Consider the following 14768-nt stretch of genomic DNA (forward strand, 5'->3'; position numbering starts at 1 on the left):
ATCATTCTGTCGCGACCGCTTTTGAGGTGAGCTTGTCCAGGGCTCCGGTCATCATCTGCACGTATTTGGCGTCCGCAGGCAGCCCATGGGCACCCGCGAAATCCGCCGGATCGTGATAGACCACGCGCACCACACCTTCATTGTCGGCATAGGCCAGAACACGCAGCGGCAGGTCCAGACCTGCGGTCTGCCCATCCAGCATCGCCGGTGTGCCGAGCTTGGGATTGCCGAACATCAGCATCTGCGTCGGGCGCAGGTCCATCTCCACTTTCGCGGCCCCTGCCGCGTGATCGACCCGCGCAAAGACAGTGGCCCCTGCGGCTTCCACCGCAGCCTCCAGCCGGTCAATGGTTTCTGCAACCGAATGGGGGCTGGTCTTTTCGATCATATCGGCGGCTCCTGCTGTGGCGGTGATGTTGAGGCCCAGAAGGCTGGCGAAAAAGAGGGATCGGATCATCGGACTTCCTTGTTTGAATACGATGATGTAACCCTAGCATGGATCGCCCGGATGTCCCGTCACGCCCGCGTGAAGGCCGCTATTCAGCGGCTTTCAGCGTGGCGGCGGGGTCGGGTGCCGGTGACAGCGCTTCCTCGTCCCAGAGGATCTCTCCAGACACCACGCGGCGGGCATCCTTCTGAAGCGCCCAATCTCGCGCGACGCGGCTGGCGCGGCCCATGGACATCTTGGCCAGCAGGGTCGCAAGCCACTGCACGTAGGTCGTGGCCCAGACCCGGATGGCCAGCATCGACGGGGTCACGATCAGCGTCAGAACGGTTGCGATCCCCAACCCGAACACCACGGCCGTGGCCAGTTGCTTCCACCACAGGGCCGTGGGGCTGTTGAACGTATAGCCACCCTCTGCAAAGTTCAGGCTGAGACCAATCATCATCGGTGCGAGGCCTGCCATGGTGGTGATTGTGGTCAGCAGCACGGGCCGGATGCGCGCCTGCGCGGTGCGGATGATCGCCTCGATCCGCGGCATGTACTGGCTATATTCCTGATAGGTATCGATCAGGATGATGTTGTTGTTCACCACAATGCCGGCCAGCGCCACGATGCCCGTGCCGGTCATGATGATCGAAAAGGTCTGATCCATCACCAGCATCCCGATCAGCACGCCGGTGGTGGACAGCACCACCGCGAGCAGCACCAGCACCGCATTGTAAAAGCTGTTGAACTGCGCCAGCAGGATGATGAACATCAGCCCCAGCGCCGCGGCAAAGGCGGACTGCAGGAAAGCCTGGCTTTCCGCCTGTTCTTCCTGATCTCCGGTCCATTCAAAGGTGATACCCTCGGGCAGAGGATTGCTCTCCAGCCATGCGCTCAGCACGCCAATACGCTCATTGGCATTCACCGGTATGAAACGGAGGTTTCCGGCATCGATCCCGGCCTGCAGATCGCGATCCGCAGGCGCCATGCGATCCGTGATTTTATAGGCCGTCTGGTCCGCTGCGGTGATATCGGCATCCGCACCGGCAGGGCGCAGGACAGCCAGTGTCTCATCCACATCAACGCCGTTCTCCCGACGGGTTTCCACCAGCTTGACGAGACCCGTGCCCACATCCGCTTTCACATCGAAATAGCGTTTCTGATCGATCCGGTTGATCTCGGCCAGCTTCGGCACCGGTGTGCGTGTGATGAAATTCGACAGCGGGATCAACCCATCCGTCGTGCGGACTTTCAGCGTGTCGAGGGTCGACAGCACGCGGTCGCTCTCCGGCAGGCGTACCCGGATGTCGATCTCTTCGTCCGAGCTGTCCACGCGCATGGTGTCGAGCATCAGCCCGCGTGTCACCAGCTGCACCATCGCGCCCACCGTGGCCACATCCGCGCCGTAGCGTCCTGCCTTTTCCACGTCCACATCGATCTGCCAGTCGATGCCGGGCAGGGGGCGGGTGTCTTCGATCAGGGTCAACCCCGGGGTGCGTTCGAATTGCGTGCGCGCGATGGCAGCAGCTTCGGTCAGGGTCACGAAGTCATCAGCCTTGAGGCGCAGGTGCACAGGCTTGCCCGAGGCCGGGCCATCTGCCACTTCCAGCACTTCGGTCTTGATGCCCGGCAGCGCCGAGAGTTTCTCTGTCAGTTCGGCAATGACGATGTTGCCGTCCAGATCAGGACGGCCTGCGCGATCCTCCCAGGGGATGGTCTCGAACTGCACCTGCCCGATCAGGTCCTTGGGGCGCGCGCCGCCGGAGGTATCGGTGTTCAATCCGCCCTCTCCGGCGAAGGAGAAGGCATTGCTGATACCCGGGTGCGCCAGAACGATGTCTTCGGCCTCGCGCACCAGCCTGTCTTTCTCTTCCAGCGACAGGTTGCCGCGGGCGAGCACATAGACAATGCCCTGTTCGGGCTCGGATTCCACGAAGAACTCGACGCCTTTGTTGTTGTTTGTAAAGAACATCAGGACGGAGCCGACAAAGATGAACACGATGCCTGCCATGACCAGAGGCATGACCGGATTACCGGCGATGCCTTGGATGAAATACCCAAAGAACGACCGCTGATAACCTGAATTGATCTGGTCAGGCTCCCGGCGGAAAAACTTGCTGACCAGCCAGCGGCCGAACCGGCCCAGACGTGTGAGCAGCGCAAAGACTGAGACGAGGGCCAGCAGAAACCCTCCGAGCGCGATAAAGAGACAGGCTGCCGCTGCGAGAATAAGAAAGAAGACAACCAGCAGCGTCGGGATCACCGAGGAGACGATCTGCAGGCTGTTCATTGCCGCGAATTGCGTGCCGATCAGCCCGAAGATCGGACCCATGAAGCTGGCGACGACCATCATGCCGATTGCGATCGGGAAAAGCGCCAGGTGCAGATACCAGCGCAGCCCGGCAATCGCCGTCATGTAGTCGGACATCCAACGCTCCAGACGGCCCGTAACCCCGCCCATCACGGGCAGGTAGATCAGCGCCACGACCAGCGAGGCCGAGAGCACGAAGATCAGGGTGACCGGCAGCATGCCCATGAATTCGCCGGGCACGCCCGGCCAGAAGAGCATCGGCAGGAAGGCGCAAAGGGTGGTCGCCGTGGAGGAGATGATCGGCCAGAACATGCGCTTGGCGGCGTCCACATAGGCCTGCATCGGGCCCACGCCTTCCTGCTGGCGCTTGTCGGCGTATTCAACCACCACGATGGCGCCATCCACCAGCATGCCCACGGCGAGAATCAGCCCGAACATCACGATGTTCGAGATGGAAATGCCCATGAGCGCCAGAAAGGCAAAACAAAGCAGGAAGGAGGTGGGGATCGCAAAACCCACCAACAGCGCCGCGCGGATGCCCAGAGCGGCAAGGACCACGATCATCACCAGCGCAATGGCGGTGAAGACGGAGCCCAGAAGCTGTTGCACCATCGCATTCACGATCCGCGACTGGTCGTTTGACGTGCCTACCTCGACTGCCGCCCGTAGACCTTCAGGCCAGCCCGCGCTCTTTTCCTCGACCATGTCTTTCACGATCTCGGCGGTATCGATCAGGTTGAAACCCTTGCGTTTGACCACCTGCAGCGCCACGGAGTTTTCCCCGTTGAAGCGGGCCGTGCCGGTGCGGTCCTCGAAGGTCGGATTGATTTCTGCAAGATCGCCCAACGTCACCACACGGTCGCCGTTGGTCTTGACCGGCAGATTGTAGACATCGCGCGGCTCATCAAAGGACGACGGGATTTTCACCGAAAACGTGCCCTGTGCGCTGTCGACTTCGCCAGCGGCAATCAGCTGGTTGTTGTTGCGCACGGTGTTGATCAGCTCGCCCGCAGTGACGTTGTAGGCCTCCAGACGCAGCGGATCGATCAGCACTTCGAGCATCTCGTCGCGGCTGCCGGCGATCCCGGCTTCGAGAACCGCATCGACCGCTTCGAGGTCATCCTGCAGGTCCTTGGCCACGCGGATCATGGTACGTTCCGGCACGGGACCGGTCAGATTGACGATGATGATCGGGAACTCGGAGAAATTGATCTCGTTGATCGTGTACTGTTCCGCGCCATCGGGGAAATCGGCTTCGGCCTTGCCCATGGCGTCGCGGACATCGGCGAGGATCTTGGTCTTGTCCCAACCGAATTCGAACTCCAGCGCGACGCCAGCGTAGCTTTCCGCCGCCGTGGCCGACATCGACTTCAACCCGTCAAGATCCGCCAGTTCGGTTTCCATCGGCTTGACGAGCAGCGTTTCACTGTCGGCTGCGGAAATGCCGGGGAAGGGCACGGAGACAAAAAGGGCGGGGATTTCAATGTCCGGTTCGCCCTCTTTGGGCAGGGTCGTGTAGGAATAGCCGCCCACCACAAGGCTGAGCAGGATGAAGGCAAGCACCATCCGCGCCCGGCCTGCGGCCCAATCGACGATACCTGTCATTGGCTAAGCTCCCGATAGGTTGGCGCCACCTGCACGCCCGCGATAACGAATTCCTGACCCAGCACGATCACATCCGCCGTCTCCTCCAGCCCGGTCAGCCAAACGCCTTCCGGCGTGTCGCGCATCAGGGCGATGGGGTGAAATTCCACGATGGCATCGGCATCAATCGTGCGGACACCCAACGTGCCCTCATCGTTCAGGGTCAGGGCCGATTGCGGCAGCAGATGCGCCACCGCGCCCTCGGCGGAAACGAGGATTTCCGCCGTCTGGCCGTCACGGATTTTGCCGTCGGCGTTGGGCACTTCGATCTCGACGCGGAAGGTCCGGGTGGTTTCATCGGCAGAACTGGACAGAAAGGTCACCTGACCGCGCACTTCCTTGCTGCGGGCCTCAGTGCCGCCGGTGATCGCGCCGCTTCCGGTGACCAGACGGGCCGTGGCCATGGCGCCGGGGGTGACCCGCGCCACTTCGGTTTCCGGAACGAAGGCAACGAGCTTGATCGGGTCAAGCTGGATGATCGTGGCGCAAAGCGATCCCGGTTGCAGCAGGGAGCCAAGCTCTGCCGTGTCGCTTTCCAGAAGCCCCGCGAAAGGCGCGCGGATGATCAGCCGTTCGATCTCCTTTTCCGCCGTGGCAACGCTGGCCTGCGCGCTCTGAATGCCGGATTGCGCCCCGCGCAGACCGGCACGTGCGCTCTCGACACCGGCTTCAGCCGTGGCGAGCGCCGCTTCGGTATTGGCTACACGGGTTGTTGAGGCAAAACCACCCTGGCTCAGCTTGGCCGAGGCGTTGAGGTTGATCTTGGCCTCTTCAAGCTGGGCTTTCGACTGGGTCAGGCGTGCCTGCGCCTCCGGCACGCGCGAACGGGCTTCGTCAAGTTCGGCCTCTGCCTGCGCCAGCGCCGTGCCCCGCGTGCCGACATCCAGACGGCACATCGGCTGGCCTGCCTCGACACGCGTTCCCTTGCGCAGAGGCTCCGACACCACGGTTGCGGAGGTTTCGGCACGCACGTTAACGGTGCGGGCAGCCTCGGTTTGGCCGCGCAGGGACACGGCCGTGTCGATTTGACGGGCCGTGGACCGCAGGACGACAACCTTCACCAGGCTGGTTTCTGCGTCAGCGGCGGCGTCTGTTTCCGCCGATTCCGCCGTTTCCGCGGCGTCGTCGCCCATACCCAGCATGTTGAAAAGGCGTGGCCGATCAATAATGAACAACGCCAGGATCGCTGAAACCACAAGGGCTGCAAGAAGTGAAAAAATACGCATGTCGATCGCCTCGCACTGGACTGTCAGAACCGCGCCCGGCCAGAAATTGCCGTCACGTGGCGCGTGCTCAATACGACAGTTACGCTAAACTGACCAGTTCAGATTAGTAATTTCTGCAAGCTATGGCAATGGGAGGTTTGGCGCGCGCTGATGCCGGGTCTTGGCTTGGGCTGAGGACCGCGTTAAGAGAGGCGGAATTTCTTGCCAGCAGGTGATCATGAGCGACACGGATAGTTTTATCGACGAGGTCAATGACGAGGTCCGCCGCGACCGTCTGTTTGCGCTGCTCAAGCGCTATGGCTGGATCGGCGCGCTTGTCGTGGTGCTGATCGTCGGCGGGGCGGCCTGGTCGGAGTATCGCAAGGCCGCGGCGCGCGCCGAGGCGGAGGCGCTCGGCGATGGCATGCTGGCGGCGCTGAGCACGGATGCGCCCGATGCGCGTCTTGAGGCGCTGACGGGCCTGTCTTCTGAGAATCCGACCGCACAGGCGCTTGTCGCGATGCTCACAGCCTCTGCGGCCCAACAGGCAGGCGATATCGAAAAAGCGGTGACAGAGCTGAACGCCGTGGCCGTCAATCCGGATGTGGATCAAATCTACCGCCAGATTGCCGGGTTCAAGGCGCTGACCTTGCAGGCGGATACGCTGGATGCCGCAACCCGGCGTCAGCAGTTTGAGGCGCTTGCCGCCCCGGGGTCCCCCCTGCGTCTGCTGGCGGTTGAACAGCTGGCGCTGATCGACGTGGCCGAGGGACAGACCGACGCGGCCATCGGTCGGTATCAGGACATTCTGCAGGATGCTGCCGTGACCTCGGACTTGCAACAGCGCGCCTTACAGGTGATTGTGGCTCTGGGAGGCTCTCCGGATCTGGACAACCTGCCGATCTCGGGCAATTGACCCGCAGGTAGGGCATGGGTTTGGGGTGACGTAATGGGTGAAGCGAGCAGGGTATGATGCACTTTCTTAAATCCTCTGGGCAAGGGCGCGCGACCTTTGTGCTGTTGGCGGCGGCGACATTTCTGGTCGCCTGCTCCGAACCGGACGTCATTCTGCCCGGGAAGCGCGAAAGCATCCGCTCGGTGTTGCAGGATGGCGAAACCGTCGCAATCGCCGCAGAGACCGAGGACGCGCCGCGCCCGATTTCCCTGCCCACAGTTCAATCCAACACGGAATGGACCCAAGGCATCGGGTCCCCGTCTTTCCGGGTCGCCCATCCGGCGCTCAGCACCGCACCGCAACGCATCTGGACGGCCAACATCGGCGCTGGTGACAGCCGCCGTCATCGGATCACGGCGGATCCGGTTGTGGGGGGGGGGCTGATTTTCACCCTCGACGCCAAGGCGCTGGTGACCGCGACGTCGACCGGTGGTGAAACCGTCTGGCAGCAGGACATCACCCCCTACCGGGATGATGCCGGCGCGGCGACCGGGGGGGGCATGGCCTATAAGGACGGCCGTCTTTACGTGTCCTTGGGCTATGGCGCGCTGGTGGCGCTGGACGCGATAACTGGGAATGAAATCTGGCGCCAAAACCTCGAAGGGACCGGTTCCGGCCAGCCGACAGCCTTTGGTGATTTGGTCTATGTGACATCGGGCGATGACACCGGCTGGGCCCTGCGCGCCGAGGACGGCCGCATCGAGTGGCAGCTGAACGCCTCGCCGGATGTGAACAACGTGCTGGGCGCCCCGGCGCCTGCGTTGTCCGATGATCTGGCGATCTTTGCCTTCGGGTCGGGCGAAATTCAGGCTGTTTTCCGCCGGGGTGGATTACGCCGCTGGGACGCCTCTGCGCTGGGGCAGCGGTTCGCGCGCGCGCTTGGCGCCGTGGGGGATGTCACCGGCGCCCCGGTGATTTCCGGCAACAGGGTCTTTATCGGTAACCAATCGGGCCGGATTGTCGCCCTGAACGTCGATTCCGGCGCCCGCGAGTGGACGGCGCGCGAAGGGGCCGTCGGCCCGGTCGTGCCGGCGGGCGACAGTATCTTCGCGATCTCGGAACTGGGAGAGCTTCTGCGCATCGATGCCTCTGACGGCACGCGGATCTGGGGCACGCAGATGCCGCACTTCGTGAAGGATCGCCCCAAACGGCGTGCGGAAATCTTTGCGCATCACGGCCCCCTGCTGGCGGGTGGGCGTATCCACGTGGCCTCCAACGACGGGCTGCTGCGCAGTTTTGATCCTCAAAGCGGCGGGCTCGTCACCACGGTCGAAATTCCTGGCGGGGCAACCTCTGCGCCGGTGGTGGCAGGGGGCGTGCTCTATGTTGTCTCCACAAATGGCCAACTGCACGCTTTCCGTTGACGTCTATCTAGGGTAAAGCGCTTTTTTACCCGGTTCTCGGAGCCTTTGTCATGTCCTTTACCCTCGCCATCGTGGGGCGGCCCAACGTGGGCAAATCAACGCTGTTCAACCGGCTGGTGGGCAAGCGGCTGGCGCTGGTCGATGACCAGCCGGGTGTGACGCGTGATTTGCGCGAGGGGGCTGCGCGACTGGCCGATCTGCGCTTTACCGTGATCGATACCGCGGGGCTGGAAGAGGTCACTGACGACAGCCTGCAGGGCCGCATGCGTCGCCTGACCGAACGCGCCGTGGACATGGCCGATATCTGTCTCTTCATGGTGGACGCGCGCGTGGGGATCACCCCGTCCGATCTGGTCTTTGCCGATATTCTGCGCAAAAGATCCGCGCATGTCATTCTGGCGGCCAATAAGGCGGAAGGGTCTGCGGCGGATGCCGGTGTGATCGAGGCCTATTCGCTGGGTTTGGGGGAGCCCATTCGCCTTTCTGCCGAACATGGCGAAGGGCTTAATGATCTCTACACCCATCTCATGCCCCTGGCGGATCAGTTTGCCGAGCGCGCCGAGGAAGACGCCCCCGACATCGACGTCACACTGGACGAAGAGGACGGCGACATGGAGGCGGCGATCCCGATGCCGACGGCCAAAAAGCCCTTACAGGTGGCGGTGGTCGGACGGCCAAATGCCGGGAAATCGACGCTGATCAACCAAATCCTGGGCGAGGACCGCCTGTTGACGGGCCCCGAGGCGGGGATCACCCGCGACGCAATCTCGCTGCGCATCGACTGGGCCGGGCCGGAGGGTCAGGCGGTGCCGATGCGCATCTTTGACACCGCGGGCATGCGCAAGAAAGCCAAGGTGCAGGAAAAGCTTGAAAAGCTGTCGGTCGGCGACGGGTTGCGCGCGGTCAAATTCGCCGAGGTGGTCGTGGTGCTGTTGGATGCGGAAATTCCCTTTGAGCAACAGGATCTGCGCATCGCCGATCTGGCCGAGCGCGAGGGACGGGCCGTGGTCATTGCCGTCAACAAATGGGACATCGAGGAAAATCGACAGGCCAAGCTCAAGGAGCTGAAGGAAAGCTTCGAACGGCTCCTGCCGCAACTGCGCGGCGCCCCGCTGATCACGGTCTCGGCCAAGACGGGACGGGGGCTCGACCGGCTGCAGGCGGCGATCATGCGCGCCTATGAGGTCTGGAACCGCCGGGTCAGCACGGCACATCTGAACCGCTGGTTGGCCGGTATGGTGGAGGCGCACCCGCCCCCCGCGCCACAGGGCAAACGCATCAAGCTGCGCTACATGACACAGGCCAAGACACGGCCGCCGGGCTTCGTGGTGATGTGCAGCCACCCCGATAAGGTGCCCGAAAGCTACAGCCGCTACCTGGTCAATGGGTTGCGTCTGGATTTCGACATGCCGGGCACGCCGATCCGGCTCTGGATGCGCGGGCAAAACGAAGCCAACCCCTACAAGGGACGCAAGAAAGCCGCACCGTCCAAGCTGCGCAAACACACTGAGGGGCGGCGCAAGGATTGATCCCGGCAGGTAGGGTGGGCTTTCAGGCCACCTTGCCTCCGGCGCGTTCTGCGCGCCAGGCCTTGAAGACGGGCACCAGCAGCGCGCCCGCGCCGCCACCCGCCATCGCGGCCACCATCTGATCCCCCGACATGTTCTGTACAACGATGGCGACAAGCGCCCAGATCGCCGCCAGACCATAGGTCGGCGTCCGGCGCAGCGTGGTTTGAATGGCAGAGGCCAGGACCAACGCCACAAAGACAAAGAGCAGGGCTGCCGTCGGCCCGTCCATCCAGCCATACCCCGCCGCCAAAAGCCCCAGAGACACGCAACTGGCCCCGCTCAACCAGCCCGCATAAAGACCCAACGGATAGGCCGCCCAGAGACGGTCGCGCGCGGGCGCGCGGTAAAGAGCCACCAGCGCGCTGATCAGCATCGCCCAGATCAGGATCGAGGCCCAGACCGGGCTGCGCACCGCAACCGCCAGCCATATTGCCCCAAACCCCAGCGACACACACAAAGGGGCCCGCATGGGCTGCCAATCCGCCGCATCGGCGCGGCGCAGGGCCCCGAACCCCATCCCCGCGATCAACCACAGGTAGATCGCCCCCCAGATCGAGAACGCATACCCCGCAGGCTGCACGGGCGGATCCTCCTGCGGCACCGGGAACTGCTCGGGATCGAACCCGGAGAAATCCGACACCAGAAACGGCGATGCCGCAAAGGCAACCGCCAGGAGAAAAGCCAGATATGCCGTGAATTTGGATGCCATGTTTGTTCCTTTGACAGCGCCTTGGTGAACGCAGCGTACGCCCGGTTAAGCGCCTGCGATGACCCTTCTGTCATCTCTAGGGCGCAAAAGGGGAATGGCAAATGGCACATATCGCGATCTTCTGTGATGGTACGTGGAATTCGGCACAAAACAGCGCGGCGACACATGTCCTGCGCCTCTCGACCGCCTGCCGCCGGAGTGCGGGGCAAAAGGTGATGTATTTCGAAGGCGTGGGCACGGGCACCGGCATGATCAGCGATCTGGGGCGCTGGATCAGCAAGATGGGCGGTGGGCTCTTTGGCTGGGGCCTCAACCGCAACATCAAATCGGCCTATCTGGAGCTTTGCAGATGCTACCGTCCGGGTGACAAGATCCTGATTTTCGGGTTTTCGCGCGGGGCCTACACGGCGCGCTCGCTGGCGGGCATGATCCGCAAATGCGGCATACTGGCCGACCCCACACCCGCCAACCTGCGCCGGGCGTTCCGTCTCTATCGCAAGAGAGGCGCCCGGAACACGCCCGACATGCCGCATATCCGCGCCGCGCGGCGCCGCTTGTCGCCGAAGTTTGCCACCAGCCAGGCGGATGTGATGGACCGCGGGGATGACAGCTGCCTTGTGCGGATCGCCTATCTGGGGGTCTGGGACACGGTTGGCGCTCTGGGCATTCCGGAAAGCATCTTTGGGCGCATCGCCGGATGGTGGAATGCGCGCTACAAGTTTCATGACACCACCCTGTCGCATCTTGTGGAATCTGCCCGCCATGCGGTGGCGCTGGACGAACAACGCGTGCTCTTTGAGCCAAGCCTTTGGGATAATCTTGAACCGCGTGGAGAAGAGCCAGGCCTGAATGCACAAGATCAGAGCGCCGAGCGGCCCTATCAGCAGGTCTGGTTCGTCGGCACCCACAGCATTGTCGGCGGCTCCGCACAGACGCGGGCACTGACCGATATCACGCTTGCGTGGATCTGGGAGGGGGCCGCCCAGCAGGGCCTGCAGCTCAAACCGGGGCTGGCACTTCCGCAGGTCAGGCCGGACCCTGCCGCGCCCAGCGATGAGCTGGATGACATGCGCTGGATCTACCGAGTGTTCCCGCGCCTCTTGGGCTGGCGTGCCGGACCTGCGCGTGTTTGTGATCTGGATGACAGTGTGCGCCTGCGGCTGGCCAGCAGACCCACCTATCGCCCCGGCAGCCTCCGCCGTCTGATGCCCGCGCTGTCACGTCTGGACGGAGCCCGCCCGGCACGGTAGGAGGCGGGACCCCAGCCGAAGAGGTGCCGACCATGCAAGACGATTCCGACACCGATGTGCTCGCCACCGTAAAGGCCTCGGCAGGACGCCGTTTCCTCGGCATCGGTCTTCTGAGCGTCCTCGGGGTGTTGGTGATCTACGTGGCCATCGCCTCACCGCCGAGCTTTGGCTGGCAGATATTCCTGGTGGCCCTCGGCATCACGGCCCTCTTGGTGGCGGACGCCATGCGCCGATCCACGGCCCATGTGCTGGAACTCACCCGGACCGAGCTGCGCGACAGCGGCGGCGTTGTCATCGCCGACGTGGCGGAGATCACCGGGATCGACCGCGGCGCCTTTGCCTTCAAACCCTCCAACGGGTTTCTGCTGAGGCTGAAAAGCACCGGTCCGCGCAACTGGCGCCCCGGGCTCTGGTGGCGCGTCGGTCGCCGTGTGGGCGTGGGCGGCATGACACCCGGACGTCAGACCAAATACATGGCTGAAATCATCGCTGTCATGCTGGCCGAGCGCGAGGCCGACTGATCACGTACAGGCAGCGCTGTTGTCTTCCCAGGTGATCGCGGGCGCCCGCCGGGGCCGGGTAAAGATGAAGTTGTGGATGTCGTGATCACCGATGCCTACGTTGAAAGGCGCTACATATCGCGTCCAGGTTTCAACCACGGTGATCCGTTCGAAATTCGGCATGATGGGCAGAATCGTGTTCCAGTTCTCCACCTGCGCCAGGGTTGCATCACCCACGGTACCGATGGATTCTGACCAGTCACAGACGTAGCGGTTGTTTGCAGCATCGTACCACACGGAAGTGATCCGAACGGTCGAAGGGGTAGCTGATCGCGCAAGGCTATCGAAGAGGCTGCGTGTCCCGGTCATATAGGCACCACTCAGGGCGCGGTCCTCGCGGGAAACCATATCGCCAATGGTATAGGCGGCTTTCTGGTTGATGCTGTGCTGCCGGTAGGCGTCAAAGATCACGAAAAGCGCCATATAGGCCCAGAAGAGGATCGGCGTGATGATCACGGCTTCGAGGGCAATATTGCCGTCTTCCCGTCTGAAAAATCCAGTAAGGGCATGCCGGGCACGGGCGAGGACAGGAAGGCGCATCAGATTGGCTCCTGCACGAAGGCGGACATGGAAACCATCATGGCCTTGCCCGCGCCGTCCTTGGAAAAGGCGAACCCAAGTCCGGTGGTTGGAAAGACCGGGTCGAACTTCACGCAGGCCCGCATGATCATCAGCTGGTGTTCCACACCGTTGGTAAAGCCGCGCGGCGGGTTGACGGGTTCGGAGACGTCGACGCAATCGATGGTGGCGGATAGACCGACGTAGTTGTACGGGTCGACCGGTTGCATTTCCAAACGCAGAGTGCGGTCGCAGTTGTTCTGTGGGCCTGTGTTCAGAAAACCCGCGTTGTCACAGATCATCTGTTTGACGGTGTCGTGATCGAAGTCAACGATACCATCGCCATCAAGGTCGATGCCGGTGTTGAGCCGGATGGCCCGTACGGTCAGGTCCAGTCCGCGATCCAGAAACATCTGGCGCATCGAATAGATGCCGAATTCGACGGAGGCGAGAAACATGCTGAAGATGGCAGGCACGATGATCGCGAATTCGATGATCATATGCCCTTCTTCGTCCTTGCGAAACCGTTTCAGGCAAGAGGAGATGCGGCGGATCATTGGGTCAGCCTCAGTTCGTTGATCTGGCGGGCAATGGTGGAAAAGGCCGCGGCGATCTCTTCTTTCCCGGTTGCCCGGAAGAAGTGGCTGTCGCTGGACGCACAATACTTCATCTGGGTTTCTGGCGTGCCCGGGGCCTCAAAGGCGATCGTGTAGATCACGACGTTGCGGGAAGCCTCCTTGGCCAGGTCGCATTGCTTTTTGAAACTTGACACATTTGTCGATTGCGACGTGGTTGACTTACGGTCCGACGACCGGTCCCCGAGATGCACTTCAGGGTTCAACACATGCATCGTGTCCTTCGGACGCACCTGTTCGGTGATCTGCCCGTCTGTCATCAGTACGATGTATTTTACCGTTTCGTTATCGTCATAGGCCATCGGGCGGTTGCTGAACTGTGGCGGCACAAGGTTGTTGGCAGGCAGCGCCATCTGGGCAAAATCGGGCTGCGAATCCGGGTTCAGCAGGGCAAGCGCCCACTTCATGGCATAGTGGGTGCCGGTGCCGTCATGCATGCGCATGGAGTCGATGCGGTTTTTCAGAACCGTCGCATTATTGGACGCGTAGATGATGGATGTTTTATCCTGCGGGCACCAGCCCCAGTCCATCACGAGCCGGGTCGTTCCGCCGCTTTCTACCGGCTCGTCATTTTCGTCAAAAAGCACCGGATTGCCGTCTGCATCGCGCACGATCTCGGAGGCGATCCGCCAATTCATGAAATGCGCTGTCTGCTCATAATACCCATCGGAGGGCAGGCGCGCATCCTGGAAATCGCTGTTGTCGATTTCAAGGCAGGAAGACACGTTGGGGTAAACATATCTGGCACTGGAATCGGTGCCGGTACCGGCTGTTTCGCTCGCGGGCAGCTGCGTGTTGTTGACACGTTCGTCGACGCCGCCATCACTTTCGTCCATGGCCACAACATCGTAGCGGTTTCCGCCCAGGCGCGAGAACATGAAGGGACCGGGGTTGGTCTGCCCGGCATAGGGGATCAGGTTGATCGACGTCGTGTTCGCCGCAGGCCCCATCAGAACGATATCGATGAAATCCTTGGCAGCGGGACGCAGGTTTTTCATGCGGTTCGAAAACCGCATGGAGCCGGAGATGTCGAGCACGAGAGAGATTTCCACGTTCGGCACTTCCTCAACAGCCTGGCTGAACGCAGGCACCGGTAATGTGTCGACCCCAAGCAGTCCCATGAACTGGGTGTTGGTGCGCATGAAAGCCTCGGCTGTCACGTTGCGGTAGTTCAAGCCCTGGTTGGGACGCACATCCGTCAGAAATTCACGCAGACCGGTCTTGTCAAAATAGTCTTCCACCACGTCGGTGGGCGGGCGTGTCTGGTCGAGGTCGGCGGCGGCGAGCACGGCCCGGTCAATGGTGTTCTGCAGTGCCGTGCGGCGCATTTCGTTCTGCATCAGGTCGACCCCGATCCCCGCGACCATCAGCATCATCAGCATGATGAAAATGGTAAAGATCGTGATGACCCCGTCCTCGTTGCGGGCAAAGTCCGAAATCCTTTGCCGACGCAGAGCAGGCTCTTCGGGGTTCTCCGGCGAAATGCGTGTCATACGAGTACCAACTTTTTGCATCAGACAGCCCATGGGGCATTCAAAACTGGTCTTCCTATATGCTCGGCTTTTGTGGCGAAAAG

General features: G+C 62.1%; 12 protein-coding genes. 5 read left to right on the plus strand and 7 right to left on the minus strand.

Features of this window, described 5'->3' with window-relative positions; genetic code table 11:
* Position 1: 1 nt before the first annotated feature.
* The 3 genes from ISX84_RS02670 to ISX84_RS02680 form a co-directional block, all read right to left on the minus strand.
* Entirely contained in the window at positions 2-457 is a 456-nt protein-coding gene (locus ISX84_RS02670; protein ID WP_195818769.1) for a DUF302 domain-containing protein, read from the minus strand.
* Positions 458-536: 79 nt separating this feature from the next.
* The gene (locus ISX84_RS02675; protein ID WP_195818770.1) at positions 537-4346 is read right to left on the minus strand and encodes an efflux RND transporter permease subunit; all 3810 of its coding nucleotides are present in this window, start codon (positions 4344-4346) and stop codon (positions 537-539) included.
* Positions 4343-5611, minus strand: a complete 1269-nt coding sequence (locus ISX84_RS02680; protein ID WP_195818771.1) for an efflux RND transporter periplasmic adaptor subunit — start codon at positions 5609-5611, stop codon at positions 4343-4345. The genes ISX84_RS02675 and ISX84_RS02680 overlap by 4 nt, the downstream gene beginning before the upstream one ends.
* A 217-nt stretch (positions 5612-5828) precedes the next feature.
* Between ISX84_RS02680 and ISX84_RS02685 the strand changes: the two genes are divergently transcribed.
* Genes ISX84_RS02685 through der form a run of 3 tightly spaced genes read left to right on the plus strand, consistent with a single transcriptional unit; the run spans position 5829 to position 9438 of the window.
* The gene (locus tag ISX84_RS02685) at positions 5829-6506 is read left to right on the plus strand and encodes a hypothetical protein (protein WP_195818772.1); all 678 of its coding nucleotides are present in this window, start codon (positions 5829-5831) and stop codon (positions 6504-6506) included.
* A 53-nt stretch (positions 6507-6559) separates the two neighbouring features.
* Positions 6560-7909, plus strand: a complete 1350-nt coding sequence (locus tag ISX84_RS02690) for a PQQ-like beta-propeller repeat protein (RefSeq protein ID WP_229884044.1) — start codon at positions 6560-6562, stop codon at positions 7907-7909.
* Between the two features lie 50 nt (positions 7910-7959).
* Positions 7960-9438: a ribosome biogenesis GTPase Der gene (gene der, locus ISX84_RS02695; RefSeq protein WP_195818773.1), complete on the plus strand. Its 1479-nt coding sequence runs from the start codon at positions 7960-7962 to the stop codon at positions 9436-9438.
* A 22-nt stretch (positions 9439-9460) separates the two neighbouring features.
* Here the strand turns inward: der and ISX84_RS02700 are convergent, their stop codons facing one another.
* Positions 9461-10189 carry a TspO/MBR family protein gene (locus ISX84_RS02700; protein ID WP_195818774.1) on the minus strand — a complete coding sequence of 243 codons (729 nt, stop codon included), beginning with the start codon at positions 10187-10189 and terminating at the stop codon, positions 9461-9463.
* A gap of 101 nt (positions 10190-10290) precedes the next feature.
* Here ISX84_RS02700 and ISX84_RS02705 point away from each other — a divergent pair, with 101 nt between their 5' ends.
* Together ISX84_RS02705 and ISX84_RS02710 are read left to right on the plus strand one after the other, a co-directional pair.
* Positions 10291-11439: a DUF2235 domain-containing protein gene (locus tag ISX84_RS02705; RefSeq protein ID WP_195818775.1), complete on the plus strand. Its 1149-nt coding sequence runs from the start codon at positions 10291-10293 to the stop codon at positions 11437-11439.
* Positions 11440-11471: 32 nt separating this feature from the next.
* Positions 11472-11960 (plus strand): hypothetical protein, encoded by a 489-nt coding sequence (locus ISX84_RS02710; RefSeq protein ID WP_195818776.1) that lies wholly within the window; start codon positions 11472-11474, stop codon positions 11958-11960.
* Here the strand turns inward: ISX84_RS02710 and ISX84_RS02715 are convergent, their stop codons facing one another.
* From ISX84_RS02715 to ISX84_RS02725, 3 genes are read right to left on the minus strand one after another with little or no spacing between them, the layout of a single operon-like run.
* Complete coding sequence (locus ISX84_RS02715; protein WP_195818777.1) at positions 11961-12539, minus strand: TadE/TadG family type IV pilus assembly protein; 579 nt, start codon at positions 12537-12539, stop codon at positions 11961-11963.
* A complete protein-coding gene (locus tag ISX84_RS02720) occupies positions 12539-13114 on the minus strand; it encodes a TadE/TadG family type IV pilus assembly protein (protein WP_195818778.1) in 576 nt (191 codons plus the stop codon). Before ISX84_RS02720 ends, ISX84_RS02715 begins: the two co-directional genes overlap by 1 nt.
* Positions 13111-14685, minus strand: a complete 1575-nt coding sequence (locus ISX84_RS02725; RefSeq protein WP_195818779.1) for a TadE/TadG family type IV pilus assembly protein — start codon at positions 14683-14685, stop codon at positions 13111-13113. The genes ISX84_RS02720 and ISX84_RS02725 overlap by 4 nt, the downstream gene beginning before the upstream one ends.
* Between the last annotated feature and the right edge of the window lie 83 nt (positions 14686-14768).

This window comes from Roseobacter sp. MH60115 (assembly GCF_015644665.1).
Lineage (GTDB): Bacteria > Pseudomonadota > Alphaproteobacteria > Rhodobacterales > Rhodobacteraceae > Roseobacter.